General features: G+C 73.0%; 24 protein-coding genes and 1 pseudogene. All 25 read left to right on the top strand.

Going from position 1 to position 25471, the window contains the following annotated elements:
- Positions 1 to 13 precede the first annotated feature (13 nt).
- On the top strand, positions 14 to 574 hold the full coding sequence (gene pyrR, locus DEI94_RS08875) for a bifunctional pyr operon transcriptional regulator/uracil phosphoribosyltransferase PyrR (RefSeq protein ID WP_181434791.1): 561 nt from the start codon (positions 14 to 16) through the stop codon (positions 572 to 574).
- A complete protein-coding gene (locus tag DEI94_RS08870; protein WP_111013251.1) occupies positions 571 to 1563 on the top strand; it encodes an aspartate carbamoyltransferase catalytic subunit in 993 nt (330 codons plus the stop codon). The genes pyrR and DEI94_RS08870 overlap by 4 nt, the downstream gene beginning before the upstream one ends.
- Positions 1560 to 2921 carry a dihydroorotase gene (locus DEI94_RS08865; protein ID WP_111025649.1) on the top strand — a complete coding sequence of 454 codons (1362 nt, stop codon included), beginning with the start codon at positions 1560 to 1562 and terminating at the stop codon, positions 2919 to 2921. Before DEI94_RS08870 ends, DEI94_RS08865 begins: the two co-directional genes overlap by 4 nt.
- Positions 2918 to 3469, top strand: coding sequence for a PH-like domain-containing protein (locus tag DEI94_RS08860; protein WP_111025648.1), 552 nt, complete (start codon positions 2918 to 2920; stop codon positions 3467 to 3469). The genes DEI94_RS08865 and DEI94_RS08860 overlap by 4 nt, the downstream gene beginning before the upstream one ends.
- Positions 3466 to 4707 carry a glutamine-hydrolyzing carbamoyl-phosphate synthase small subunit gene (gene carA / locus DEI94_RS08855; RefSeq protein ID WP_111025647.1) on the top strand — a complete coding sequence of 414 codons (1242 nt, stop codon included), beginning with the start codon at positions 3466 to 3468 and terminating at the stop codon, positions 4705 to 4707. The genes DEI94_RS08860 and carA overlap by 4 nt, the downstream gene beginning before the upstream one ends.
- Positions 4707 to 7979: a carbamoyl-phosphate synthase large subunit gene (gene carB, locus DEI94_RS08850; RefSeq protein WP_111025646.1), complete on the top strand. Its 3273-nt coding sequence runs from the start codon at positions 4707 to 4709 to the stop codon at positions 7977 to 7979. Before carA ends, carB begins: the two co-directional genes overlap by 1 nt.
- A complete protein-coding gene (pyrF, locus tag DEI94_RS08845; RefSeq protein ID WP_258377927.1) occupies positions 7976 to 8887 on the top strand; it encodes an orotidine-5'-phosphate decarboxylase in 912 nt (303 codons plus the stop codon). The genes carB and pyrF overlap by 4 nt, the downstream gene beginning before the upstream one ends.
- 2 nt (positions 8888 to 8889) lie before the next feature.
- A complete protein-coding gene (gene gmk / locus DEI94_RS08840) occupies positions 8890 to 9831 on the top strand; it encodes a guanylate kinase (RefSeq protein WP_111025712.1) in 942 nt (313 codons plus the stop codon).
- A 32-nt stretch (positions 9832 to 9863) separates the two neighbouring features.
- Positions 9864 to 10127, top strand: coding sequence for a DNA-directed RNA polymerase subunit omega (gene rpoZ, locus DEI94_RS08835; protein WP_111009151.1), 264 nt, complete (start codon positions 9864 to 9866; stop codon positions 10125 to 10127).
- A 3-nt stretch (positions 10128 to 10130) separates the two neighbouring features.
- Positions 10131 to 11339 carry a methionine adenosyltransferase gene (gene metK, locus DEI94_RS08830; RefSeq protein WP_111025645.1) on the top strand — a complete coding sequence of 403 codons (1209 nt, stop codon included), beginning with the start codon at positions 10131 to 10133 and terminating at the stop codon, positions 11337 to 11339.
- 9 nt (positions 11340 to 11348) lie between these two features.
- The gene (locus tag DEI94_RS08825; protein ID WP_258377926.1) at positions 11349 to 13469 is read left to right on the top strand and encodes a primosomal protein N' family DNA-binding protein; all 2121 of its coding nucleotides are present in this window, start codon (positions 11349 to 11351) and stop codon (positions 13467 to 13469) included.
- Between the two features lie 30 nt (positions 13470 to 13499).
- Positions 13500 to 14450, top strand: a complete 951-nt coding sequence (locus tag DEI94_RS08820; RefSeq protein ID WP_111025644.1) for a methionyl-tRNA formyltransferase — start codon at positions 13500 to 13502, stop codon at positions 14448 to 14450.
- Positions 14447 to 15871 (top strand): RsmB/NOP family class I SAM-dependent RNA methyltransferase, encoded by a 1425-nt coding sequence (locus tag DEI94_RS08815; RefSeq protein ID WP_258377925.1) that lies wholly within the window; start codon positions 14447 to 14449, stop codon positions 15869 to 15871. Before DEI94_RS08820 ends, DEI94_RS08815 begins: the two co-directional genes overlap by 4 nt.
- Positions 15872 to 15931: 60 nt before the next feature.
- A complete protein-coding gene (rpe, locus tag DEI94_RS08810; protein WP_111025642.1) occupies positions 15932 to 16588 on the top strand; it encodes a ribulose-phosphate 3-epimerase in 657 nt (218 codons plus the stop codon).
- 5 nt (positions 16589 to 16593) lie between these two features.
- Entirely contained in the window at positions 16594 to 16857 is a 264-nt protein-coding gene (locus DEI94_RS08805; protein ID WP_111009145.1) for a phosphoribosyl-ATP diphosphatase, read from the top strand.
- A 66-nt stretch (positions 16858 to 16923) separates the two neighbouring features.
- On the top strand, positions 16924 to 17763 hold the full coding sequence (hisG, locus tag DEI94_RS08800; protein WP_111009144.1) for an ATP phosphoribosyltransferase: 840 nt from the start codon (positions 16924 to 16926) through the stop codon (positions 17761 to 17763).
- Between the two features lie 14 nt (positions 17764 to 17777).
- Entirely contained in the window at positions 17778 to 18539 is a 762-nt protein-coding gene (hisF, locus tag DEI94_RS08795; protein ID WP_111009143.1) for an imidazole glycerol phosphate synthase subunit HisF, read from the top strand.
- Positions 18540 to 18547: 8 nt separating this feature from the next.
- Positions 18548 to 18931: pseudogene (gene hisI / locus DEI94_RS08790) on the top strand (phosphoribosyl-AMP cyclohydrolase); the annotation flags it as partial.
- Positions 18932 to 19109: 178 nt separating this feature from the next.
- Positions 19110 to 20594, top strand: coding sequence for an anthranilate synthase component I (locus DEI94_RS08785; RefSeq protein WP_111009355.1), 1485 nt, complete (start codon positions 19110 to 19112; stop codon positions 20592 to 20594).
- Complete coding sequence (locus tag DEI94_RS08780; protein ID WP_111025641.1) at positions 20591 to 21301, top strand: Trp biosynthesis-associated membrane protein; 711 nt, start codon at positions 20591 to 20593, stop codon at positions 21299 to 21301. Before DEI94_RS08785 ends, DEI94_RS08780 begins: the two co-directional genes overlap by 4 nt.
- Entirely contained in the window at positions 21288 to 21524 is a 237-nt protein-coding gene (locus DEI94_RS08775; protein ID WP_111009141.1) for a DUF6704 family protein, read from the top strand. The genes DEI94_RS08780 and DEI94_RS08775 overlap by 14 nt, the downstream gene beginning before the upstream one ends.
- A 28-nt stretch (positions 21525 to 21552) precedes the next feature.
- Entirely contained in the window at positions 21553 to 22326 is a 774-nt protein-coding gene (trpC, locus tag DEI94_RS08770) for an indole-3-glycerol phosphate synthase TrpC (protein ID WP_111009354.1), read from the top strand.
- Positions 22327 to 22372: 46 nt separating this feature from the next.
- Entirely contained in the window at positions 22373 to 23587 is a 1215-nt protein-coding gene (trpB, locus tag DEI94_RS08765; RefSeq protein WP_111025640.1) for a tryptophan synthase subunit beta, read from the top strand.
- Positions 23584 to 24414, top strand: a complete 831-nt coding sequence (gene trpA, locus DEI94_RS08760; protein ID WP_111025639.1) for a tryptophan synthase subunit alpha — start codon at positions 23584 to 23586, stop codon at positions 24412 to 24414. The genes trpB and trpA overlap by 4 nt, the downstream gene beginning before the upstream one ends.
- 31 nt (positions 24415 to 24445) lie before the next feature.
- On the top strand, positions 24446 to 25438 hold the full coding sequence (gene lgt / locus DEI94_RS08755) for a prolipoprotein diacylglyceryl transferase (protein WP_111009138.1): 993 nt from the start codon (positions 24446 to 24448) through the stop codon (positions 25436 to 25438).
- The last annotated feature ends 33 nt before the right edge of the window (positions 25439 to 25471 follow it).

Here is a 25471-nt window from a genome sequence, read left to right as displayed (position 1 = left end):
GAAGGAGGTCGGCATGGGCGCCCGCACGGTGCTGCAGTCCGCTGACATCACGCGCGCGATGACGCGCATCGCCCACGAGGTCCTCGAGGCGAACCACGGCGGCTCGGACCTCGTCCTGCTCGGCATCCCGACGCGCGGCGCCGTCCTCGCCGAGCGCCTCGCACGGGTGCTCGAGTCGATCGAGACGGGCGCCGGCACGGTCGGCACCCTGGACGTCACCATGCACCGTGACGACCTCGGCCGGGGCATCGGTCGCGCGCCGCACCGGACCGTCATCCCGGCGAGCGGCATCGACGGCAAGGTCGTCGTGCTCGTCGACGACGTGCTCTACAGCGGCCGGACCGTGCGCGCCGCGCTCGACGCGCTGCAGACGATCGGGAGGCCCAGGGCCGTCCGCCTCGCCGTCCTGGTGGACCGGGGGCACCGGGAACTCCCGATCCGGGCCGACCACGTGGGCAAGAACCTGCCGACCGCGGCGGACGAGCGCATCTCGCTCCACCTCGCCGAGACCGACGGTGTCGACGAGGTCGTCATCGAGGGTGCCCGGACCGCGCCCGAGGTCACCGTCCGATGAGGCACCTGCTGTCCACCCGGGACCTCCCGCGTGCCGAGGCCATCGAGGTGCTCGACGTCGCCGAGGAGATGGCCGACACCGGCACCCGCGAGGTCCGCAAGCTCCCGGCGCTCCGCGGCAAGACCGTCGTGAACCTGTTCTTCGAGGACTCCACCCGGACGCGCATCTCGTTCGAGGCGGCCGCCAAGCGACTGTCCGCCGACGTCATCAACTTCGCGGCGAAGGGATCGAGCGTCTCGAAGGGGGAGTCGCTCAAGGACACCGTGCAGACGCTCGGAGCGATGGGGGTCGACGGCATCGTCATCCGCCACGGAGCGTCGGGCGCCCCGCGCGTGCTCGCCGACAGCGCCTGGGTCGACGCGGCCGTCGTGAACGCCGGGGACGGCACCCACGAGCACCCGACACAGGCCCTCCTCGACGCGTTCACCATGCGCCGTCGGATCCACGGCGCCGACTCGCGGGGCCGGGACCTCGACGGGGTGCGGGTCCTCATCGTCGGCGACGTGCTGCACTCCCGGGTCGCCCGCTCGAACGCGTGGCTGCTCCGCACGCTCGGTGCGCACGTGACCTTCGCGGCACCGCCCACGCTCCTGCCGGTCACGCCACGGCCGTTCGGTGCCGCGGTGCACCACGACCTCGACGCCGCGCTGGCGGAGGCCCCGGACGTCGTCATGATGCTCCGGGTGCAGCAGGAGCGCATGCACGACGCGTTCTTCCCGAACCCCCGCGAGTACACCCGGCACTACGGCCTCACCGCGGGACGCTTCGCGGCGCTGCCGGATCGGACCATCGTCATGCACCCCGGGCCGATGAACCGCGGTCTCGAGATCGCGGGCATCGCGGCCGACGACCCCCGGTCGACCGTCGTCGAGCAGGTCGCGAACGGTGTGTCGGTCCGGATGGCCGTGCTCTACCTCTGCCTCACCGGAGGGGACCGCACGGGTGCCCCGACGACGAGCACCCCGACCGCCGAGGAGGCGACGGCATGACGACCACCCACCTGATCCGCGGCGGCACCCTCGCCGACGGAACCCGAGCCGACGTCCTCCTGCGCGCTGGCCGCATCGCGGAGGTCGGCGCGCGGGTCGACGCAGGGTCGGCGCAGGTCGTGGACGCCGACGGCCTGCTCGTCCTGCCCGGGCTCGTCGACCTGCACACGCACCTCCGCGAGCCGGGCTTCGAGGAGTCCGAGACGGTCCTGACCGGGTCGCGCGCGGCGGCCGTCGGTGGGTTCACCGCGGTCAACGCCATGGCGAACTCCTCGCCCGTCGCCGACACCGCCGGTGTGGTGGAGCAGGTGCAGGCGCTCGGCGACGCCGCCGGCTACGTGACCGTCCGCCCGATCGGGGCCGTGTCCCAGGGGCTCCAGGGCGCGCAGCTGTCCGAGATCGGCGCGATGGCGACCTCCCGAGCGCGGGTGCGGGTGTTCTCCGACGACGGCTCGTGCGTCTCGGACCCGCTCCTCATGCGTCGGGCGCTCGAGTACATCACGGGCTTCGGCGGCGTCCTGGCGCAGCACGCCCAGGAACCGCGTCTGACGATCGGCGCGCAGATGAACGAGGGCGCGCTCTCGTCCGAGCTCGGGCTCGCCGGGTGGCCCGCGGTCGCCGAGGAGGCGATCATCGCCCGCGACGTCCTCCTCGCGGACCACGTCGGCGCGCGGCTGCACGTCTGCCACGTGTCGACCGCCGGCAGCGTCGAGGTCATCCGGTGGGCGAAGTCCCGCGGGATCGCCGTGACGGCCGAGGTCACACCGCACCACCTCCTCCTCACCGAGGACCTCATCGCCGGGGGCCCGGACGGCGTCGACGGCTACGACGCCCGGTACAAGGTGAACCCGCCGCTGCGCCGTCGCGAGGACGTCGAGGCGCTGCGATCCGCGCTGGCCGACGGCACGATCGACATCGTGGCCACCGACCACGCTCCGCACACCGACGAGGCGAAGTGCTGCGAGTGGCCGGCCGCGGCGAACGGCATGGTCGGGCTCGAGTCGGCGCTCAGCGTCGTGCACGAGTCCGTGGTCGCCACGGGTGGTCTCGACTGGGAGGACGTGACGCGCGTGTTGTCCTCGGCGCCCGCGCGGATCGGGCAGGTGGCCGGCCAGGGGCAGGCGATCACGGCGGGCGCACCGGCCGAGGTACTGCTCTACGACCCCGCAGCGTCGCGAACGTTCCAGCGGCAGGACCTGGCGGGCCAGTCGACGAACTCCCCGTACCTCGGCATGCGCCTGCCCGGACGGGTGGTGGCGACGTTCCACCACGGCTACGCGACGGTCCTCGACGGCCGTGCGGTCGACGCCGAGCGCGTCGCGGCAGCGGCGCGCGCCGCGACGGCGGTGTCGGCATGACCTGGTCCACGGAGGCCGTGATCCTCCTCGTGATCGTCGCGCTGCTCGTCGTGATGGCGCGGACGTGGCGGCGGCGAGGACGCGGGCAGGACGCGGTCGTGCCTCCCGTCCCGGTGCCCCCGGGACTGCACACGGCGCTCGGCTCCTGGGACGGCCTGTACGTGGCGACGACCCGCGCCGATCAGCCGCTCGAGCGGATCGTCGGCGGAGGCCTCGGGTTCCGTGGGCGCGCCGCGCTCAGGGTCCACGACGAGGGCGTCGTGCTCTCGATCGCCGGCGAACCCGAGCGGTTCGTGGATCGTCGTGCAGTCCGCGGGGCGGACCGCGCCACCTGGGCGATCGACCGCGTCGTCGAGCGCGGCGGACTCGTCCGACTGCGATGGCGGGCGACCGGCGCCGCAGGTGCGACGGACCTCGACAGCTACTTCCGGTTCCCCTCGGGTGATGCGGCTCCGCTCGCGGCCCTGCGGGAACTGACCCAGACGACCAGCCCGGTGACGGGCGAGCGAGGCCCGGACACGGGCGACGGAGGAGAACCGACACGATGACAACACGCGAACGGGCACTGCTCGTCCTCGAGGACGGCACCCGCTACGAGGGCTGGGCCTACGGCGCCCGCGGCCGCACGCTCGGCGAGGTCGTGTTCGCCACCGGCATGACGGGGTACCAGGAGACCCTGACGGACCCGTCGTACGCCGGCCAGATCGTCGTGCAGACGGCACCGCACATCGGCAACACGGGTGTGAACGACGAGGACCCCGAGTCCGGTCGGATCTGGGTGGCGGGCTACGTGGTGCGGGACCCGAGCCGCATCGTGTCGAACCACCGCGCGAACGCGAGCCTCGACGACCACCTCGAGCGTGACGGCATCGTCGGGATCTCCGGCATCGACACGCGCGCGGTCACCCGCCGGATCCGCGACGCCGGGGCCATGAAGGGCGGCGTGTTCAGCGGCGCGGACGCGGACCTCGGACCCGACGAGCAGCTCCGTGTCGTGCGCGAGCAGACCGACATGACGGGCCAGAACCTCTCCGCGGCCGTCTCGACCCGCGAGGAGTACGTGCTCGAGCCGGAGGGCGACCGCATCGGGACCCTCGCGGTGCTCGACCTCGGGGTGAAGACCTCGACTCTGCGGTACCTGGCGGCGCGCGGGTTCGAGGTCCACGTGCTGCCGCAGGACGTCTCGATCGACCGGCTGCGCGAACTCGACCCCGACGCCCTGTTCTACTCGAACGGCCCCGGCGACCCGGCGGCCTCGGACGCCCAGGTCGCGCTCCTCCGTGAGACCCTGCGTGACGGCCGGCCGTTCTTCGGCATCTGCTTCGGCAATCAGCTGCTCGGTCGGGCGCTCGGGTTCGGGACGTACAAGCTCCCGTTCGGGCACCGCGGCATCAACCAGCCCGTCCTCGACACGACGACCGGGCGGGTCGAGATCACGAGCCAGAACCACGGCTTCGCGGTGGACGCACCCGTCGGCGAGGTGCTCGAGTCGCCGATCGGCTTCGGACGGGTCGAGGTGAGCCACTTCAGCCTCAACGACAACGTCGTCGAGGGCCTGCGCGCGCTCGACATCCCCGCGTTCAGCGTGCAGTACCACCCCGAGGCCGCGGCGGGCCCGCACGACAGCATGTACCTGTTCGACCGGTTCCGGGACATGGTGATCGCCCGGCGCGAGGGGCGTCCGCTCGACGCCGCCACGGCCGCCGCCACCACGCCCGCCGCCGACCCGATGCACGACCGGCCGAGCGACAGCTCGGCCACCACGACCGGAAGCAGCAACGACTGATGCCCAAGCGCCCCGACATCACATCCGTCCTCGTCATCGGCTCCGGGCCGATCGTCATCGGGCAGGCCGCCGAGTTCGACTACTCCGGCACCCAGGCGTGCCGCGTCCTGCGCGCCGAGGGCGTCCGGGTCGTCCTCGTCAACCCCAACCCGGCGACGATCATGACCGACCCGGACTTCGCCGACGCCACGTACATCGAGCCGATCACGAACGACTCGCTCGAGGAGATCATCAAGATCGAGCGCCCGGACGCCGTGCTCCCGACGCTCGGCGGACAGACGGCCCTCAACGCGGCGATCGCGCTCGACGAGGCCGGCATCCTCGAGCGCTACGGCGTCGAGCTCATCGGCGCCAAGGTCGACGCGATCCAGCGCGGTGAGGACCGGCAGCTCTTCAAGCAGCTCGTGCTCGAGTCCGGTGCCGACGTGGCCCGGAGCCACATCGCCCACACCGTCGACGAGGCCAAGGCGTTCGCGCTCGATCTCGGCTACCCGCTCGTCATCCGCCCGTCCTTCACGATGGGTGGTCTCGGTTCCGGGTTCGCCTACACCGAGGACGAGCTCGTCCGCATGGTGGGGGACGGCCTCCACGCGAGCCCCACGAGCGAGGTCCTGCTCGAGGAGTCGATCCTGGGCTGGAAGGAGTACGAGCTCGAGCTCATGCGCGACCACGCCGACAACACGGTGGTCGTCTGCTCGATCGAGAACGTCGACCCCGTCGGCGTGCACACCGGCGACTCCATCACCGTCGCGCCCGCCCTGACGCTGACCGACCGCGAGTTCCAGAACCTGCGGAACATCGGCATCGACATCATCCGTCGGGTCGGGGTCGACACCGGCGGCTGCAACATCCAGTTCGCGGTCGACCCGGCGACCGGCCGGGTCATCGTGATCGAGATGAACCCGCGGGTGTCCCGCTCGAGCGCGCTCGCGTCGAAGGCGACCGGGTTCCCGATCGCGAAGATCGCGGCGAAGCTCGCCATCGGGTACCGCCTCGACGAGATCCCGAACGACATCACCCAGAAGACGCCGGCGAGCTTCGAGCCGACGCTCGACTACGTCGTGGTCAAGGTGCCGCGGTTCGCGTTCGAGAAGTTCCCCGCGGCCGACGCGACGCTCACGACGACGATGAAGAGCGTCGGCGAGGCCATGGCGATCGGACGCAACTACGCGCAGGCACTGCAGAAGGCGCTGCGCAGCCTCGAGAAGCGCGGATCGAGCTTCCACTGGCCTGCGGAGCCGGGCGACAAGGACGTCCTGCTCGCGGCCTCCCGGGTGCCGACCGACGGTCGCATCGTGACGGTGCAGCAGGCGCTCCTCGCGGGTGCCACGGCGGGGGAGGTCTTCGCGGCGACGGGGATCGACCCGTGGTTCGTCGACCAGATCGTGCTCATCAACGAGGTCGCTGCCGAGGTCCGCGGGGCGTCGACGCTCGACGCGGGCACGGTCCGGTGGGCCAAGCAGCACGGCTTCAGCGACGCCCAGATCGCGGAGCTCCGCGGGACCGACGAGCAGTCCGTGCGGGCGACCCGCCACGAGCTCGGGATCCGCCCCGTGTTCAAGACGGTCGACACCTGCGCCGGGGAGTTCCCGGCCCTCACGCCGTACCACTACTCGAGCTACGACGCCGAGACCGAGGTCGCTCCGAGCGACCGCAAGAAGGTCGTCATCCTCGGTTCCGGTCCGAACCGGATCGGGCAGGGCGTCGAGTTCGACTACTCGTGCGTGCACGCGTCCTTCGCACTCGCGGCCGCCGGCTTCGAGACGATCATGGTGAACTGCAACCCCGAGACCGTGTCGACCGACTACGACACCTCGGACCGCCTCTACTTCGAGCCGTTGACCGCCGAGGACGTCCTCGAGGTCATCGAGGCCGAGGCGGCGTCGGGCGAGCTGGTCGGCGTCGTCGTGCAGCTCGGCGGGCAGACCGCGCTCGGGCTCGCGAAGCCGCTCGAGGCCGCCGGCATCCCGATCCTCGGCACGAGCCCGCGGTCGATCGACCTGGCCGAGGAGCGGGGGCTGTTCTCCGGCATCCTCGACGAGGCCGGGCTGGTGGCCCCGCGGAACGGCACGGCGCACGACCTCGAGAGCGCGACCGCCGTGGCCGAGGAGATCGGCTACCCCGTGCTCGTCCGTCCGTCGTTCGTCCTCGGTGGTCGCGGCATGGAGATCGTGTACGACAGCCCCTCGCTCGTCGACTACTTCGACCGCGTCGCCGACCAGGCGATCATCGGCCCGGATCTGCCGTTGCTCGTGGACCGGTTCCTGGACGACGCCGTGGAGATCGACGTCGACGCGTTGTTCGACGGTCAGCGGCTCTACATCGGCGGCGTGATGGAGCACATCGAGGAGGCCGGGATCCACTCCGGCGACTCGAGCTGCACCCTGCCGCCGGTGGGGCTCGGTCGTGCCGAGATCGACGCGGTCCGCGCGGCGACCGAGCGGATCGCCCGCGGGGTCGGCGTGGCGGGTCTCCTCAACGTGCAGTTCGCGATCGCGGCCGGTGTGCTCCACGTCATCGAGGCGAACCCCCGTGCGAGCCGGACCGTCCCCTTCGTGTCCAAGGCGCTCGGTATCCCGCTGGCCAAGGCGGCGGCGCGCGTCATGACCGGCAGCTCGATCGACGACCTCGTCGCCGAGGGTCTCCTCCCCGAGCGTGACGGCTCGGTCGTCCCGATGGAGGCCCCGATCGCGGTCAAGGAGGCCGTGCTGCCCTTCCGGCGGTTCCGGACCCGCGAGGGCCAGGTCGTGGACAGCGTGCTCAGCCCCGAGATGCGGTCCACCGGCGAGGTCATGGGCATCGACCGCGACTTCCCGCGGGCGTTCCTCAAGAGCCAGATCGCCGCGTACGGCGGTCTGCCCACCTCGGGCACCGTGTTCGTCAGCGTCGCGGACACGGACAAGCGGGCCATCGTCCTGCCGGTGCACCGCCTCCAGCAGCTCGGGTTCACGATCATCGCGACCGAGGGCACCGCCGAGATCCTGCGCCGCAACGGGATCGACGTCCGCGTGGTCGGCAAGTACAGCCAGGGTGGCGAGAACGTCGTCGACCTCCTGGCCCGCGACGAGGTCGACATCGTCATCAACACGCCGAGCGGGGCGGCCGGTCGCGCGGACGGGTACGAGATCCGCGCCGCGACCGTGGCGGCGGACAAGCCGCTCTTCACGACCATCGCGCAGCTCGGTGCGGCGGTCGCGGCGATCGAGACGATCGGCACCCCGCACAGCGTGCGCAGCCTCCAGGACTACGCCCTCGAGCGGGCGACCTGGTGACCGACGAGGCGACCGCTCCGTCGGCTCGGACGGGAGGCGCGACACGGTTCGGTGCGCGCCTCCGGTCCGCCATGGGGGAGCGGTCGCCGCTGTGCGTCGGGATCGACCCGCATGCCGCGACGCTCCGCGCCTGGGGACTCCCGCGGAACGAGGCCGGTCTGACCGCGTTCGGCGCGGTGCTCGTCGACGCCGCCGTGGGCCGCGCCGCCGCGGTGAAGCCCCAGGTCGCGTTCTTCGAGGTCGCCGGCGCCGCCGGCTACCGGGCGCTCGAGGCCACGGTCCGGCGCGCACGGGACGCCGGCCTCCTCGTCATCGCGGACGCGAAACGCGGGGACATCGGGTCGACGGGGGACGACTACGCCGCCGCGTGGCTCGACCCCTCCTCGCCGCTCGCGTCCGACGCCCTGACGGTGTCCCCGTACCTCGGGTTCGGCGCCCTCGCCGGGACGCTCGACGTCGCGGCGGCGGCGGGGGCGGGCGTGTTCGTCCTGGCCGCCACGAGCAACCCCGAAGGCCGGGTCCTGCAGACCGCCGTGGTGCAGGAGGGGCCCCGTTCCGGGTCGTCCGTCGCCGCCGGTATCGTTCTGGACGTGGCAGACGAGAACCGACGCAGGGCAGGGGAGCACACGGGCGGGCCGGGGGAGCTCGGCTCGGTCGGACTGGTCATCGGCGCGACGCTCGACCTCGCCGACTTCGGTCTCCGCACGGACGCCGTGGGGTCGGCACCGGTGCTCGCGCCGGGGTTCGGCGCGCAGGGGGCCCGGATCGAGGACCTCCGGGCGCGCTTCGGCGCCGTCGCCGACCAGGTCCTCGTGAACGAGTCGCGTGGCCTGCTGGCGTCCGGTCCCGACGGGGTCCAGGACGAGGTCGCCGCGCGGGTCGACCGCATCGCGGCGGCGCTCGCGTGAACGTGGACGGCACGGGCAACGAGGACGTCCCCCCGGGCGGAGCGTCCGGACCTCGCGGGTCCCGGCCGCCTGAGGTCGACCGCGCCGCGGCCGCCCGGGCCGCCGTCGCCGCACGCCGGGCGCGGGCAGCCGTGAAGGCCGACGTGGCCTCCGGTGCCCGGTCCGGGCTCGACGTCGCGCGGGCTGCCTGGGGGAGCGACGCGGCCACCGCGGAGCAGTCGCTCCGCGTCCGCGACCTCCTGACGAGCCTCCCGGGCATCGGTCCGGCGCGTGCCGAGAGCGTCATGGCCACGCTCCGCATCGCACCGACGAAGCGGCTGGGCGGCCTCGGCACGCGGCAGCGCGGGGAACTCGCGGACTGGCTGGCGTCGCGGTCCGGTCGTCGCCGACGCGCCTCGCGGCTCGTCGTGCTCGCCGGGCCCACCGCGGTCGGCAAGGGCACGGTCTCGGCGTACATCCGGGAACACCACCCGGAGGTGCTCCTCAGCGTCTCCGCGACGACCCGGGCACCGCGCCCGGGCGAGGTCGACGGCGTCCACTACTACTTCGTCGACGACGCCGAGTTCGACCGGATGGTCCGCGAGCGCGAGCTCCTGGAGTGGGCGACGGTCCACAATTCCTACCGATACGGCACGCCCCGACCGCCCATCGACCGCGCGCTCGACCAGGGGCGCAACGTGCTGCTCGAGATCGACCTGCAGGGTGCGCGGCAGGTCCGCGCCGCGATGCCCGAGGCGCTCCTGGTGTTCCTGCTCCCGCCGACGTGGGAGGAACTCGTCCGGCGGCTCATCGGGCGGGGGACCGAGAGCCCCGCGGAGCAGCAACGGCGGCTCGACACGGCGAAGGTGGAGCTCGCCGCCCAGGACGAGTTCGACGTCCGGATCGTGAACTCCGATGTCCGTACCGCTGCGCAGGAGGTCGTAGACTTGTTCTCCGCGCCGTGACCCGGCGCTCGTCAACCTACCGAGGAGCTCCCATGGCCGACCGTTCCCAGGGCATCATCGATCCGCCCATCGACGACCTGCTCGCCAAGGTCGAGTCGAAGTACGCGCTCGTCATCTTCGCGTCGAAGCGTGCGCGGCAGATCAACGACTACTACGCCGACCTGCACGAGGGCAGCCTGTTCGACAACGTCGGCCCGCTCGTCGACTCGACCATCGACGACAAGCCGCTGTCGGTCGCGCTCCACGAGATCAACGAGAACAAGCTGACTGCCACGCCGCAGACGCCCGACGCCTGATCCGTGACGTCCGCACTCCGCCTCTTCACCTCCGAGTCGGTCACCGAGGGGCACCCGGACAAGATCTGTGACCAGATCTCGGACCGCATCCTCGACGCGCTCCTGACCGTCGACCCCCACGCCCGAGTCGCGGTGGAGACCCTCGTGACGACCGGTCTCGTGCACGTCGCGGGCGAGGTCACGACTGCCGGCTACGTCGACATCCCCACGATCGTGCGCGACGTCATCACCGGCATCGGGTACGACTCGTCCGAGGTCAGCTTCGACGGCCACACCTGTGGTGTCGAGGTCTCGATCGGCTCGCAGTCGCCCGACATCGCGCAGGGCGTCGACGACGCGCTCGAGGCCCGGACGGGCGCGACGGATCCGCTCGATCGCCAGGGTGCCGGTGACCAGGGCATCATGTTCGGCTACGCGACGAACGAGACGCCCGAGTACATGCCGGTCGCCATCTGGATCGCACATCGGCTCGCCGAGCGCCTCGCCGCGGTCCGCAAGTCGGGCGAGCTGCCGTACCTCCGACCCGACGGCAAGACGCAGGTCACGATCGGGTACGACGGCGTGACCCCGCGGACCGTCGAGACCGTCGTGCTGTCGACCCAGCACGCGCCGACCGTGTCGCTCGAGCAACTCACCGTCGACATCACGGCCCGGGTGATCCGCCCCGTGCTCGGCACGGTCGCGCTGGACTCGAGCGCCGTGGACGTCATCGTGAACCCGACCGGCCGCTTCGAGATCGGCGGTCCCCAGGGCGACGCGGGGCTGACGGGCCGCAAGGTCATCGTGGACACCTACGGCGGCGCCTCGCGGCACGGTGGCGGTGCCTTCAGCGGCAAGGACCCGTCGAAGGTGGACCGTTCGGCCGCGTACGCCCTGCGGTGGGTCGCGAAGAACGCGGTGGCCGCCGGTCTCGCCGACCGGCTCGAGGTCCAGGTCGCCTACGCGATCGGCCGCGCCGCCCCGGTCGGGCTGTACGTCGAGTCCTTCGGGACCGGCCACGTGGACGACGCCGTGATCGTCGACGCCATCCGGGCGGTCTTCGACCTGCGGCCCGCGGCGATCATCCGCGACCTCGACCTGCTCCGCCCCACGTACGCCGCGACGGCGACCTACGGACACTTCGGTCGGGAGCTCCCCGGGTTCACCTGGGAGGCCCTCGACCGTGTCGAGGCGCTGCGGGTCGCCGCCGGCCTCGTGACGGCCGGGGTCTGACGGTCCGTCGTGCCGGAGGACGCGCCAGCGCCCGCTGAAGCGGCGCGGTCCCCGCGCGCGGACGCGTGGCCGCCCCTGCCCGGCGCCGCAACGGCGCCGACGGTCGAGGCCGCGGCGTCGCCCGTGCCCGCGGGCGCGGCGTCGCCCGCGTCCGCGACCCCGCGGATCGCACGCGTCGTCCTCGACTCACCGCTCCCGCAGCTCGACCGGTTGTTCGACTACCGCATCCCGGACGCGATGCGCGAGGCGTGCCTCCCGGGTGTCCGGGTGCGCGTCCCGCTCCGCACGGGTGCCCGGATCGCGGACGCCTTCGTCGTCGAGGTCGCCACCGAGGGCTCGTTCCCCGGCGACCTCAGTCCGCTCGAGGAGGTCGTGTCGCCCGTCCCCGTCCTGGCGCCGGAGGTCTGGCGGCTGGCGCGCGCCGTCGCGGACCGCGCGGCGGGGGTGGCGAGCGACGTCCTCCGGTTGGCGGTGCCACCGCGTCAGGTCCGCGCCGAGAAGGCGTTCCTCGCACGGGACACCACGACGGTGCCGCCGGTCGTCACCGCGCCGGTGGTGACGGCGTACCCGGAGGGCCGCGTGGAGGCCCTGCTCGAGGACGGCGGTCGCGCCGCGATGACCGCGATCGCGCATCCGGTGCGACTGCCGGACGACTCCTGGGTGGACGGGTGGGCGCGCACCTTCGCCGAGGCGGCGGCCCGGGTGCTCGCGTCGGAGCGGACCGCGATCCTCGTGGTGCCGGACTTCCGGGATCTCGCCGAGGTCGAGCGCGCCGTCGCCGCCTTCGTCCCCGCGGAGCGCGTGGTGCGGTTCGACGCGCGGCAGACGAACGGGCAGCGCGCCCGCGCACTCCTGACGGCCCGGTCGGGTCCGGTCGTCGTCGTCGGCAACCGCGCGGCGGTGTACGCACCGGCCGAGCGCCTCGGGTTGCTCGCCGTCTGGGACGACGGCGACCCCTCGTTCGTCGAGCAACGCGCTCCCTACGTGCACACCCGTGACGCCGTGCTGCTCAGGACCGCGCAGTCGGGGGCGGCCCTGCTGCTCGCAGCGCACGCGCGGAGCACCGACGTCCAACGTCTGGTCGAACTCGGGTGGCTCGACGACGTCCGGCCCGTCCGCGCGGTCGTTCCGCGCGTGGTGCCGACCGCGCAGCAGACGTCCGCGGAGGGCTGGGCCGCGCACGCTCGGATCCCGTCCGCGGCCTGGCGTGCGGCACGCGAGGCCAGCCGTACCGGTCCCGTGCTCGTGCAGGTGGCGAGTCCGGGGTTCGCGACGGGGCTCGTGTGTGCCGACTGCGGCGACCGGGCCCGCTGTCCGCGGTGCGGGGGACCCCTCGGCCGGGCGACGTCGTCCGGCGTGCCGCAGTGCCGCTGGTGCGGGGCCCTGGCGGTCGGGTACCGGTGTCCCACCTGCCAGGGGTCCACGCTCCGTCCGGTCGGCCACGGCGCGCAGCGCACCGCGGACGAGCTGGGACGGGCGTTCCCCGGGACGCGGATCGTCGTCGCCGACGGCGCCCGTCCGGTGGACGAGGTCAACGACCGACCCGCCGTCGTGGTCGCGACCCGCGGCGCCGAACCGTCGACGCCCGGCGGGTACGCGTGCGTCCTCCTGCTCGACGGCGAGCGCATGCTCGCCCGCGAGGGCCTGCGCGTCGCCGAGGACGTCCTCCGGGTCTGGGCGAACGCGGCGGCCCGGACGGCGCGCGGCGGCACGACGTTCCTCGTCGGCGTCGGCGGACGGCTGGCGACGGCGATGGCCACGTGGCGGCTCGAGGTCCCGGCGCACGACGAGCTCGCCGACCGCCGGGTCCTGCACTTCCCGCCCGCCGTCCGCGTGGCGACGCTGACCGGGACGGACGAGGCGGTGGCCGCCGCGGTCGAGGCGCTCGGCGACGCCCTCGTCGGGCCCGTGCTCGGTCCGGTGGCCGTCGACGACCCCGTACCCGGGACGGTCCGGACGATCGTGCGGTTCCCGTACGCGCACGGCACCGAGGTCGCGGCGACGCTCAAGGCCGAGGTGATCCGGCGGTCGTCGACCCGTCGCGTGCTGCCCGGGGGCAACCGTCGCCGGGCCGCACCTACACTCAGGGTGCGGCTCGACGACGTCGAACCGTTCTCCGAGGGCCCCTGAGCCCCCTCCACCGACCACCACCCGGAGTCCATGCGTCTCGTCGTCGCGGGCAGCCCCGCAGCCGCCGTCCCCACCCTCCGTCGCCTCGCCGCGACGGACCACGAGATCGTCGCCGTCCTGACCCGGCCTCCGACGCCGCAGGGCCGCAAGCGCGTGCTCACCCCGACCCCGGTCGCGGTCGCCGCCGAGGAACTCGGGCTCCCCGTGATCACGGCGTCCCGCGTGGACGCCGACGTCACGGAGCGACTCCGTCTCCTCGGACCGGACCTCGGCGTCATCGTCGCGTACGGTGCGTTGCTGCGTCGTGCCGCGCTCGACGTCCCGCGACACGGCTGGCTCAACCTGCACTTCTCGTCGCTCCCGGCCTTCCGGGGCGCCGCGCCCGTCCAGCGCGCCGTCATGGCGGGCGAGCGGTCGACCGCGGCGACCGTGTTCCGCCTCGTCGAGGAGCTCGACGCCGGACCGGTGTACGCCTCCGAGCCGTTCCCGATCGGGCCCGACGCGACGGCCGGCGAGGTCCTCGCCGCCATGGCCGAGACGGGCGCCGAGCTCGTCGCGCGCGTCGTCGACGACGTCGCGGCGGGCCGCGCGGTCGGCGTCGCGCAGGTGGGCGAACCCACTACGGCTCCGAAGACGACCTCCGCCGACGGCCACGTCGCCTTCGACCGTCCGGCTGCGGTCGTGCACGCCCACGTGCGCGGGGTGACGCCGGAACCGGGCGCGTACGCCTACCTCGGTGCCACGCGGGTCAAGCTGCTCCGGACCGCCCGCACGACATCGACGACACGGCCAGCAGGCCTGGTGACGACGACCGAGGAGCTCGCACCCGGTGCGCTCGGGCTGGTCGGCGGCGCGCTCCGTGTGGGCACCGCGACCGAGCCGCTCGAGCTCCTCGAGGTGCAGCCGGCCGGTGGGCGTCCGATGCCCGGCGCGTCGTGGGCCCGCGGTCTCGGGGACCTCACGTCGGCGGTGCTCGCGTGACACCCACGACGCCCGAGGGCAGCGGCTGGGGGAACCGCGGTGCGGGGACGAGCGCCCGGCGCGTGGCGCTCGACGTGCTCCGTGCGGTCCAGGCGGACGACGCGTACGCGAACCTGTTGCTCCCGGTCCGCATCCGACGCGCGGGGCTCTCGGCCCGGGACGCCGGCTTCGCGACGGAGCTGACGTACGGCACCATCCGGATGATCGGCACGTACGACGCGATCATCGAGGCGGCGTCCGGGCGCCAGGTCGCGAACATCGAGGCCGACGTGCTCGACGTCCTCCGCCTCGGCGTCCACCAGCTCGTCGGGATGCGCGTGCCGTCCCACGCGGCCGTGTCGCAGACGGTCGACCTCACCCGGGCGATCGGAGCGCGTCGGGCGAGCGGGTTCGTCAACGCCGTGCTCCGGAAGGTCGGTGGGCGCGACGCGGACGGCTGGGACGCCGAGATCACCCGCGGCCTGACGGGCGACGACCTGCTCGCGAGGCGCTGGTCACACCCGCGCTGGGTCGTCGGTGCCCTCCGCGACGCCCTCGCCGCCGAGCGCGCCCGCGACGAGCTCGTCGCCCTGCTCGCGGCCGACAACGTGCCGGCCGGTGTGACCCTGGCGGCGCTGCCCGGGCTCGTCGAACCCGGCGACGTGTTGCCGGATGCCGAGGCGGAGCCTCCCGTCTCGCCGGTCGGGGTCCGCGGAGTCGCCGGGGACCCGTCGCGGGTCCCCGCGGTCGCCGACGGCCGAGCGCGGGTGCAGGACGAGGGGTCCCAGCTCGCGGCGCTCGCGTTGACCCGCTCGTCGGCCATCGCTCCGGGGGAGCGTTGGCTCGACCTCTGCGCCGGCCCGGGCGGCAAGGCCGCGCTGCTCGCCGCGGAGGCCCGGGTCGCCGGCGCCACGCTCGTCGCCAACGAGCTCGTTCCGGCGCGTGCGGGACTCGTCCGATCGGCGCTCGAACGCTTCACCGACACCGTGACGGTCACCGAGGGCGATGGTCGCCGGTTCGGACGCCCTGGGGAGGCGGGACCCACTGCCCCCGGCGGCTACGACCGCGTCCTGCTCGACGCGCCGTGCACGGGCCTCGGCGCCCTCCGTCGTCGACCGGAGGCGCGATGGCGGAAGGACCCGGAGGACGTCTCGGAGCTCGCGGTGGTGCAGGCGGAACTGCTGGACGCCGCCGTCGCGTCGCTCGCACCGGGCGGCACGCTGGCGTACGTGACGTGCTCGCCACACCTCGCCGAGACCCGTGGGCAGGTGGACGCGCTCCTCGCCCGGCACGGCGACGTCCTCGAGCAGCTCGACACGGCGTCCGTGGTGCGGAGCATCGCCGCGCGGGACCCGCAGGTCGCCGACGGCGCCACCGTCCAGCTCTGGCCGCACCGCATCGGCACGGACGCGATGTTCATCGCCCTCCTGCGTCGGCGCTGACGGGGCGGGAGCGGCTCCGCCACGTCGTCGCGCTCCGGGCGCTCCCGGTACGCTCGTCGCGTGACGATCCGCATCGCGCCCAGCATCCTGTCCGCCGACTTCGCCAACCTCGAGCGGGAGCTCGGGCGGATCGCGACGGCGGACATGGTGCACGTGGACGTCATGGACAACCACTTCGTGCCGAACCTGACGATCGGTCTGCCCGTCGTGACGCGGCTGCAGCAGGTCTCGCCCGTCCCGCTCGACGTGCACCTCATGGTCTCCGACGCCGACACCAACGCACCGAAGTACGCCGAGACGGGGGCGGCCAGCGTGACGTTCCACATCGAGGCCGCGACGGATCCCGTGGCCACCGCGGCGGCGATCCGGAGCAACGGCGCTCGCGCGGCCGTGGCGGTCAAGCCCGGGACGGACATCGCGCCCGTGCTCGACCACCTCGACGCGTACGACATGGTGTTGCTCATGACCGTCGAGCCGGGATTCGGCGGTCAGGCGTTCATGCCGCAGGTTATGCCGAAGCTCGCCGCCGCCCGCGCGGCGGTCGCGGCGTCCGGTCTCGACGTGTGGCTCGAGGTCGACGGCGGCATCGCGCTGGACACGGTCGATGAGGCCGTGTCGAACGGCGCCGACACCCTCGTCGCCGGCTCGGCCGTCTACGGCGGGGACCCGGCTGAGCGGATCGCGGCCCTGCGGGCGGCTGCGAGCCGGGTAGCCTGATCGCCGTGAAGACGTTCGATGACCTGTTCGCCGAGCTGTCCGAGAAGGCACGGACGCGTCCCGCGGGGTCGGGGACGGTCGCCGAGCTCGACGCCGGCGTCCACCAGATCGGCAAGAAGATCGTCGAGGAGGCCGCCGAGGTGTGGATGGCCGCGGAGTACGAGGGTGACGCACGGACCGCCGAGGAGATCTCCCAGCTCCTGTACCACCTGCAGGTCCTGCTCGTCGCGAAGGGCCTGACCCCCGAGGACGTCTACGAGCATCTGTGAGCCGCGCCGGTGACCACCGGCGGCCTCCCCGATCACCCGAGCCGCTCCTCCAGAAAGCGAGACCCGATGCTCCGCGTCGCCGTGCCCAACAAGGGATCCCTGTCCGAGACCGCGACCGACATGCTGCGCGAGGCGGGCTACGCCGGCCGGCGTGACCCGAAGGCGCTCCACCTCGTCGACGAGCGCAACGGGGTCGAGTTCTTCTTCCTCCGCCCACGTGACATCGCGACCTACGTCGGCTCCGGCGCGCTCGACGTCGGTATCACGGGACGCGATCTGCTGCTCGACAGCGGTTCGACGGCCTCGGAGATCGAGGAGCTCGACTTCGCGGACTCCACGTTCCGGTTCGCCGGGCCGCCCGGACGCTTCACGGAGTTGACGGACCTCGAGGGCGTGCGTCTGGCGACGAGCTACCCGGGGCTCGTCGGCGACTTCCTCGCTCGGCACGGGGTGACCGCCGTCCTCGTGAAGCTGGACGGCGCGGTCGAGAGCGCCGTGCGGCTCGGTGTCGCCGACGCGGTGGCCGACGTCGTCTCGACGGGGAGCACGCTGCGCGCCGCGGGACTCGAGATCTTCGGGCCGGTGATCCTCGAGTCCACCGCCGTGCTCGTGACGACGGACGAGTCGATCGAGGGCATCTCCGTGCTGCGACGACGGCTCCACGGTGTGCTGGTGGCCCGGAGCTACGTGATGCTCGACTACGACATCCCGTCCGTGCTGCTGCCCCAGGCCACGGCGATCGCGACCGGGATCGAGTCACCGACCGTGTCGCCCCTGCACGACCCCGAGTGGTCCGCGGTGCGCGTCATGATCCCGCGGGCCGACACGAACCCGATCATGGACGCCCTCTACGAACTCGGTGCGCGCGCGATCCTCGTCAGCGCGATCCACGCCGCGCGACTGTGAGCGGGAGCACGGGCATGTCGGTCGCGGTCCGGGTGATCCCGTGCCTCGACGTCTCGGCGGGCCGGGTCGTCAAGGGCGTCAACTTCCTCGACCTGCAGGACGCCGGCGATCCGGTCGAGCTGGCGGCGCGGTACTACGAGCAGGGCGCGGACGAGCTCACGTTCCTCGACGTGTCGGCGACCGTCGAGGGTCGCGCGACCATGTACGAGACCGTCACCCGGACGGCCGAGCAGGTGTTCATCCCGCTCACCGTGGGTGGTGGCGTCCGCAGCGTCGACGACGTCGCCCGTCTCCAGCAGTGCGGCGCGGACAAGATCGGCGTCAACAGCGCGGCGATCGCCCGACCGGCACTCGTCGGCGAGATCGCGGACCGCTTCGGAGCGCAGGCCGTCGTGCTGTCGCTCGACGTCAAGCGCGCCGATCGCATGCCCTCGGGGTTCGTCGTGACCACGCACGGCGGTCGGCGCGAGACCGACATCGACGCCCTCGCCTGGGCGCGGGAGGCCGTGGAGCGTGGCGCGGGCGAGCTGCTCGTCAACTCGATCGACGCCGACGGCACGAAGGCGGGCTTCGACCTCGAGCTCGTCGCCGCCATGCGCGCCGTCGCCTCGGTGCCGGTGATCGCGTCGGGAGGCGCGGGCGCGCTCGAGCACTTCGCGCCCGCGATCGACGCCGGGGCCGACGCGGTCCTCGCGGCCAGCGTGTTCCACCGAGCCGAGATGACCATCGGCGACGTCAAGGACGCCCTGCGCGCGGCCGGACACGCCGTACGCTGATGGACGACATGGCCGACAGCACCAGCACCGCAGTACCGTCCCCCTCGTCCACCGAGGCGGTCCTCGACCGCGCCCGCTTCGGGGCCGACGGCCTCCTGCCCGCCGTCATCCAGGAAGCCGCCACCAAGGACGTCCTCATGCTCGGGTACATGGACCGGGAGGCCCTCCGCCGGACCCTGACGGAGGGTCGCGTCACCTTCTGGTCGCGGTCCCGGCAGGAGTACTGGCGCAAGGGCGACACCTCGGGGCACGCGCAGTTCGTCCGAGCCGCGGCGTTCGACTGCGACGCCGACACGATCCTCGTCACCGTCGACCAGATCGGCGCCGCGTGCCACACCGGTGCGCACCGGTGCTTCGACGTCGACCCGCTCGCACCGGTCGTGGGCAGCGCCGAGGGCACGGCCGGCACCGCCGTGGCCGGCACCGCCGTGACCGGCACCGCCGCAGCCGGTGGCGACGCGGCCGACGTCGACGCGAGGGAGGCGACCGGTGCCTGAGGCGACCATCCCGGGCACCGAGGCGGCACCCGTGGACCACCCGCACACGACCGCGCGAGCGGAGTTCGAGGTCATGCTCGACGGCCACCGCGTCGTCCCGGTCGTACGAGCGCTCTTCGCGGACAGCGAGACGCCCGTGGGCGTCTACCGGAAACTGGCAGCGGGGCGTCCGGGGAGCTTCCTGCTCGAGTCCGCGGGCCAGGGCGGACTCTGGTCGCGCTGGTCGTTCGTCGGGGTCCGCAGCTTCGGCGTCCTGACGCAGGACGGTACCGAGGCGCGGTGGATCGACACGGGCATCGACGCGGAGCGCGCGGTCGGATCGCTCGAGGGCGCGCCGCTCGACGTGCTCGCACGACTGCACGAGCGGTGGGCGACCCCGCGGCTCGCGGGCATGCCGCCGCTCGTCGGTGGCACCGTCGGGTTCATCGGATGGGAGGCCGTCCGTCAGCTCGAGCACCTCCCGGACGCGCCACCGGCCGAGTTCACGGTGCCGGGCCAAGCGATGGCGTTCGTCTCCGAGCTCGCGGCGATCGACCACCGGACCGGACTCGTGCTCCTCGTGGCGAGCGCCCTCAACGACGGCGCGGACGACCCCGACGCCATGTGGGCGGATGCGCAGGCGCGGCTCGACCGTCTCCAGCGTGACCTCGTGCAGCCGTCGGCGGCCACGGTCGCCGAGGCCTTCGACGTGGCGGCGCCGTCCCCGTCCGCTCGCTCGACCCCCGAGGAGTACGCGGCGGCGATCGAGCGTTCGAAGCGTTTCATCCGGGACGGCGACGTGTTCCAGGTCGTCATCTCGCAGCGGTTCGACCAGCCCGTCACGGCCGACCCGCTCGACGTCTACCGCGTGCTCCGGACGCTCAACCCGAGCCCGTACATGTACTTCCTCAGTCTCGCGGACACGAGCGACGAGCCGTACTGGATCGTCGGTGCCTCGCCGGAGGCCCTGGTGCGGGTCGAGGACGGTCGCGCCATGACCCACCCCATCGCCGGCTCCCGGCCTCGCGGTCGCACCACCGAGGAGGACGTGCGTCTCGCCGACGAACTGCTCCTCGACCCGAAGGAACGGGCCGAGCACCTCATGCTCGTCGACCTCGCGCGGAACGACCTCCAGAAGGTGTGCCTGCCCGGCACCGTCGCCGTCACCGAGTTCATGCAGGTCGAGCGCTTCAGCCACATCATGCACCTCGTGTCGAGTGTCGAGGGGACGATCCGCCCCGGGGCGAGCGCGATCGACGTGTTCCGCGCGACGTTCCCGGCAGGCACGTTGTCGGGTGCGCCGAAGCCGCGTGCGCTCGCGATCATCGACGAGCTCGAACCCGCCCAACGGGGCGTGTACGGCGGCGTCGTCGGCTACTTCGACTTCGCGGGCTCGGCGGACGTGGCGATCGCCATCCGCACGGCGCTGATCCAGGGCGGGGTCGCCCGCGTGCAGGCGGGTGCGGGGCTCGTCGCCGACTCCGACCCGGCCACGGAGCACGTGGAGGCCCAGAACAAGGCCGCGGCGCCGCTGCGCGCGGTCGCGACCGCGAACGCCATGCGGGCGGTCCGGTCGTGAGGCGCTCACGCCCGCTCGTCGTCCTCGCCGGTCTCGCGGTCGCGGGCATCGTGCTCCTGTCCTGGACGCAGACCTGGTTCACGGCGCACCTCGACGCCACGAGCGCGACGGCGAGCACGGTGACGGCGGACGGCTCCGTCGTGCCCTACTCAGCCCTCGCGATCGCCATGTTGGCGCTGTCGATCGCCCTGACCATCGCGGGGCGCGTGCTCCGCGTCGTGCTCGCGGTCGTCGAGGTGCTGCTCGGGATCGCGGTCGTCGTGACGGGGATCGGCCGTCTGACCGATCCCGTGGTCGCCGCGCAGTCCGCGATCAGTGGTGTCACCGGCGTGCAGGACGTCCCCGCGATCCGCTCGATCGTCCGGAGCATCGACGTCACCCCGTGGCCGTACGTCGGCATCGCGGGTGGCGTGCTCGCCGTGGCGCTCGGCCTGCTCGTGCTCGTCGTTCAGCGGTCCTGGCCCGGCCCGAGTCGCCGGTACGGGGGCACTGGACGGGTGCCGGCGGCCGACGCGCCGCGGGATGCCATCGTCGACTGGGACGACCTCAGCGCGGGCGTGGACCCCACGGCTGCCGGGACCTCCACCGCCCGGGTCGACGGGGTGGCCGCCGCTGACGGGACGGCGGAGGACCGCACGGTAGGATCGGGGGAGCGTCGCACCGAGGACGACGCACCGGACCACGAGGAGCACCGTGAGCAACACTGAGCCCGCAGAACTCGGCGAGGGACACTCGCCCGCAGCCTGGACGGCCGTGATCATCATGCTGGTCGCCTTCGCCATCGGCGTCATCTGCTTCTGGTTCAGCATCGCGTGGGCGGTCTGGGCGTCCGCCGGACTCCTCGTCGTCGGGCTCATCCTCGGCGGCGTGCTCGCCAAGCTCGGGTACGGCGTCAACGGCCCGAAGTACGTCACGCGCACCCACGAGTGACCCGATGACGGCCGAGCCGACCACGGATCTGCTCGCGGGGCTCGTCGCGGGAGCGCTGGAGGACGCCGCGGCGCGACGGCTCGACCGTCCCGCGGCGGACGTCGAGCGCGACCTCGACCGCGTGTCCTCGCCGCGCGACGCGCTCGCGTTCCTCGCTCCCGGCGACCGCGTGCACGTCATCGCGGAGGTCAAGCGGGCCAGCCCCTCGCGCGGGCCGCTCGCCGAGATCGCCGATCCAGCCGAGCTCGCGAGCCGGTACGAGGCCGGCGGCGCCAGCGCGATCAGCGTCCTGACCGAGGGGCGCCGGTTCCGGGGGAGCCTCGCCGACCTCGAGGCCGTCCGGGCCCGGGTGGCCGTCCCGGTGCTGCGCAAGGACTTCATCGCCGATCCCTACCAGGTGCTCGAGGCGCGGGCGTCGGGCGCCGACATCGTGTTGCTCATCGTCGCCGCGCTGGACCAGCCCCGGCTCGTCGAACTCCACACGCTCGTCGAGCAGCTCGGGATGCGGGCACTGGTCGAGGCCCACTCAGCGGACGAGGTCAGCCGCGGGCTCGACGCCGGGGCGCGCATCCTCGGTGTCAACGCCCGCGACCTGACCGACTTCTCGCTCGACCGCGACCTCTTCGGGCGCCTCGTCGGTGCGGTGCCGGATGGCGTGGTCCGCGTGGCCGAGTCCGCCGTGTCGTCGCCCGCCGACGTCGCCCACTACCGCGCCGCGGGCGCCGATGCCGTGCTCGTCGGCGAGGCCCTCGTGACCGGTGACGACCCGGCGGCGACGCTCGCCGCGTTCCGCGTCGTCTAGAACCCATCCGCCGGGCCCGCCCGGACCCTCCTCACCGGAGCACCACGTGACCCACCTCCGCGACCTCCATGGTCCGTACTTCGGCGACTTCGGCGGACGGTTCGTCCCCGAGTCGCTCGTGTTGGCGCTCGACGAACTCGAGCAGGCCTTCCGCGCCGCCTGGGCGGATCCGGCGTTCCACGCCGAACTCGACGCCCTGCAGCGCGACTACACCGGCCGCCCGTCGATCATCACCGAGGTCCCGCGGTTCGCCGAACACGCCGGTGGTGCCCGGGTGGTCCTCAAGCGCGAGGACCTCAACCACACCGGGTCGCACAAGATCAACAACGTGCTCGGGCAGGCGCTCGTGGCCAAGCGGCTCGGCAAGACCCGGCTGATCGCCGAGACCGGGGCGGGCCAGCACGGCGTCGCCACCGCCACCGCCGCGGCGCTGTTCGGCATGGAGTGCGTGGTCTACATGGGTGCCGTGGACACGGAGCGCCAGGCGCTCAACGTCGCGCGCATGCGGTTGCTCGGGGCCCAGGTCGTCGCCGTCGAGACCGGTTCGCGCACGCTCAAGGACGCCATCAACGAGGCCCTGCGGGACTGGGTGGCGAACGTCGACACCACGCATTACCTGCTCGGCACGGTCGCCGGCCCGCACCCGTTCCCCGAGATGGTCCGTGAGTTCCACAAGGTGATCGGCGAGGAGGCCCGTGCCCAGGTCCTCGAGCTCACCGGGCGCCTGCCCGACGCGGTCGCGGCGTGCGTCGGTGGCGGGTCGAACGCGATGGGCATCTTCGAGGCGTTCCTCGACGACGAGTCCGTGGCGCTGTACGGCTTCGAGGCGGGTGGCGAGGGCGTGCAGAGCGGACGGCACGCGGCGAGCATCACCCTCGGCCGGTCGGGCGTCCTCCACGGGGCGAAGTCCTACCTCATGCAGGACGACGACGGGCAGACGATCGAGAGCCACTCGGTGTCCGCCGGCCTCGACTACCCGAGCGTCGGCCCGGAGCACGCTCACCTCGCTGCGATCGGGCGCGCCACCTACGAGCCGATCACCGACGTCGAGGCCATGGACGCCTTCCGGCTGCTGACGCGCACGGAGGGGATCATCCCGGCGATCGAGTCGGCTCACGCGCTCGCGGGCGCGGTGAAGCTGGGGGCGCGGCTCGGCCCCGACGCCGTCGTCCTGGTGTCATTGTCCGGGCGCGGGGACAAGGACGTCGCGACCGCCAGCCGCTGGTTCGGGCTCATCGACGAGGGAGCGGAGCAGCTGTGAGCACCACGCCGTCGCGGTCCGTGCGCGCCGCCATCGACACCGCGAACGCCGAGCGTGCCGGGGCGGTCGTCGGCTACCTCCCCGCGGGGTTCCCGGACCTGCCCACGAGTGTGGCGGCCGCGGTGGCCCTCGCCGAGAACGGGGTCGACGCGATCGAGCTCGGCCTGCCGTACTCAGACCCGGTCATGGACGGCCCGGTCATCCAGCGCGCGACCGAGACGAGTCTCGCGAACGGCTTCCGCGTGGCGCACGTCTTCGACGCCGTGCACGCGATCACCGAGCGGGCCGACGTCCCGGTCCTCGTCATGACGTACTGGAACCCGGTGCTGCGCTACGGCGTCGACCGGTTCGCGGACGACCTCGCCGCCGCGGGCGGGTCCGGGCTCATCACGCCCGACCTCATCCCGGACGAAGCAGGCGAGTGGATCGCAGCGTCCGAGCGCACCGGCGCCGACCGCGTGTTCCTGGCCGCGCCGTCCTCGTCCGACGACCGCATGCGCCAGGCCGTCGAGGCGAGCCGGGGCTTCGTGTACGCCGTGTCCACCATGGGCGTGACGGGTGCTCGTTCGGGCGTCGACGCCGCTGCGCGCTCGGTCGTGTCGCGCCTGCGCTCCGCGGGGGTCGAGCGCACCTGCGTCGGTCTCGGGATCTCGACCGCGGAGCAGGTGTCGGAGATCCTCGCCTACGCGGACGGCGCGATCATCGGTTCGGCGTTCGTCCGGGCCCTGCAGGACGAGGGCGTCCGGGGCGTCGGCCGCCGCGCTGCCGACCTGACCCGTGGCGCTACAGTGATCTCCGACGACGGCCCGGCCTCGCCGGTCGTCTGACGGAACAGCGACGAAAGGCGTACGCCCCTCCATGCTTCCCCTGAGCATCCCGAGCCCGAGCACGGCCTGGCAGTACTTCGATCTGACGAACTGGCTGGACCGGGTCTTCGGGTGGTCCTTCCCACTCGACTTCCGGATCCACGCCTACGCCATCTGCATCCTGCTCGGGATCGTCGCCTGCGTCGTCATCACCGACCGTCGGCTGGTGCGTCGCGGCGTCGAGAAGTGGGTCATCGTCGACATCGCGATCGGCGCGGTCCCGCTCGGCATCATCGGCGGACGCGCCTACCACGTGTTCACCCACGTCGGGGACTACTTCGGGCCGGGCATCGCATGGTGGGAACCGTTCGCCATCTGGGAGGGCGGGCTCGCCATCTTCGGCGCCCTGATCGCCGGCGCCCTCGGTGCCTGGTGGGCCTGCCGGTACGTCGGGCTCCGGTTCACCACCTTCGTCGACGCCGTCGCGCCCGGGCTGCTCGTCGCTCAGGCGTTCGGCCGACTCGGCAACTACTTCAACCACGAGCTCTTCGGCATGCCGACGAACCTGCCCTGGGGGCTCCAGATCGAGCAGTCGAACCCCGCGTACCCGGTCGGTCTGCCGGCCGGGACGCTGTTCCACCCGACGTTCCTCTACGAGATCATCTGGAACCTCGTCGGGTTCGCGGTCATCGTGCTCATCGACCGGCGCTTCCACCTGCAGTGGGGCCGCGTCCTCGCGCTCTACCTGATCTGGTACGGCGCGGGGCGGTCCGTGCTCGAGTCGATCCGGGTCGACACGAGCGAGACCTTCTTCGGAGTCCGCACGAACGTCTGGGCCGCACTCGCGGCGATCGTGCTCGGCATCGTCATCTTCGTCGTGCAGACCCGGCGACACCCGGGTACCGAGCCCAGCGGGTACCTGCCCGGTCGCGGTCCGCGCGCGGCCAGCAGTGTAGGATCTGACGACACCTACTCGGAGTCCGACGACGAACCGCTCGTCGTCACCGATCCGGAACCGGTCGCCACCGCCGCCGACCGCAGCTAGGGCACACCCGAGCTGAACTCCGACCGACCGCGG

This window comes from Curtobacterium sp. MCBD17_040 (genome assembly GCF_003234805.2).
Classification (GTDB): domain Bacteria; phylum Actinomycetota; class Actinomycetes; order Actinomycetales; family Microbacteriaceae; genus Curtobacterium.
The sequence above is the reverse complement of the archived record's forward strand: the minus strand, read 5'-3'. Positions and strand labels throughout refer to the sequence as shown.

Excerpts from the sequence above, each read along its gene's own strand:
- pyrR (WP_181434791.1), top strand. The coding sequence starts at position 14 with ATGGGCGCCCGCACGGTGCTGCAGTCCGCTGACATCACGCGCGCGATG.
- DEI94_RS08870 (WP_111013251.1), top strand. The coding sequence starts at position 571 with ATGAGGCACCTGCTGTCCACCCGGGACCTCCCGCGTGCCGAGGCCATC.
- DEI94_RS08865 (WP_111025649.1), top strand. The coding sequence starts at position 1,560 with ATGACGACCACCCACCTGATCCGCGGCGGCACCCTCGCCGACGGAACC.
- DEI94_RS08860 (WP_111025648.1), top strand. The coding sequence starts at position 2,918 with ATGACCTGGTCCACGGAGGCCGTGATCCTCCTCGTGATCGTCGCGCTG.
- carA (WP_111025647.1), top strand. The coding sequence starts at position 3,466 with ATGACAACACGCGAACGGGCACTGCTCGTCCTCGAGGACGGCACCCGC.
- carB (WP_111025646.1), top strand. The coding sequence starts at position 4,707 with ATGCCCAAGCGCCCCGACATCACATCCGTCCTCGTCATCGGCTCCGGG.
- rpoZ (WP_111009151.1), top strand. The coding sequence starts at position 9,864 with ATGGCCGACCGTTCCCAGGGCATCATCGATCCGCCCATCGACGACCTG.
- DEI94_RS08820 (WP_111025644.1), top strand. The coding sequence starts at position 13,500 with ATGCGTCTCGTCGTCGCGGGCAGCCCCGCAGCCGCCGTCCCCACCCTC.
- hisG (WP_111009144.1), top strand. The coding sequence starts at position 16,924 with ATGCTCCGCGTCGCCGTGCCCAACAAGGGATCCCTGTCCGAGACCGCG.
- hisF (WP_111009143.1), top strand. The coding sequence starts at position 17,778 with ATGTCGGTCGCGGTCCGGGTGATCCCGTGCCTCGACGTCTCGGCGGGC.
- DEI94_RS08785 (WP_111009355.1), top strand. The coding sequence starts at position 19,110 with ATGCTCGACGGCCACCGCGTCGTCCCGGTCGTACGAGCGCTCTTCGCG.
- lgt (WP_111009138.1), top strand. The coding sequence starts at position 24,446 with ATGCTTCCCCTGAGCATCCCGAGCCCGAGCACGGCCTGGCAGTACTTC.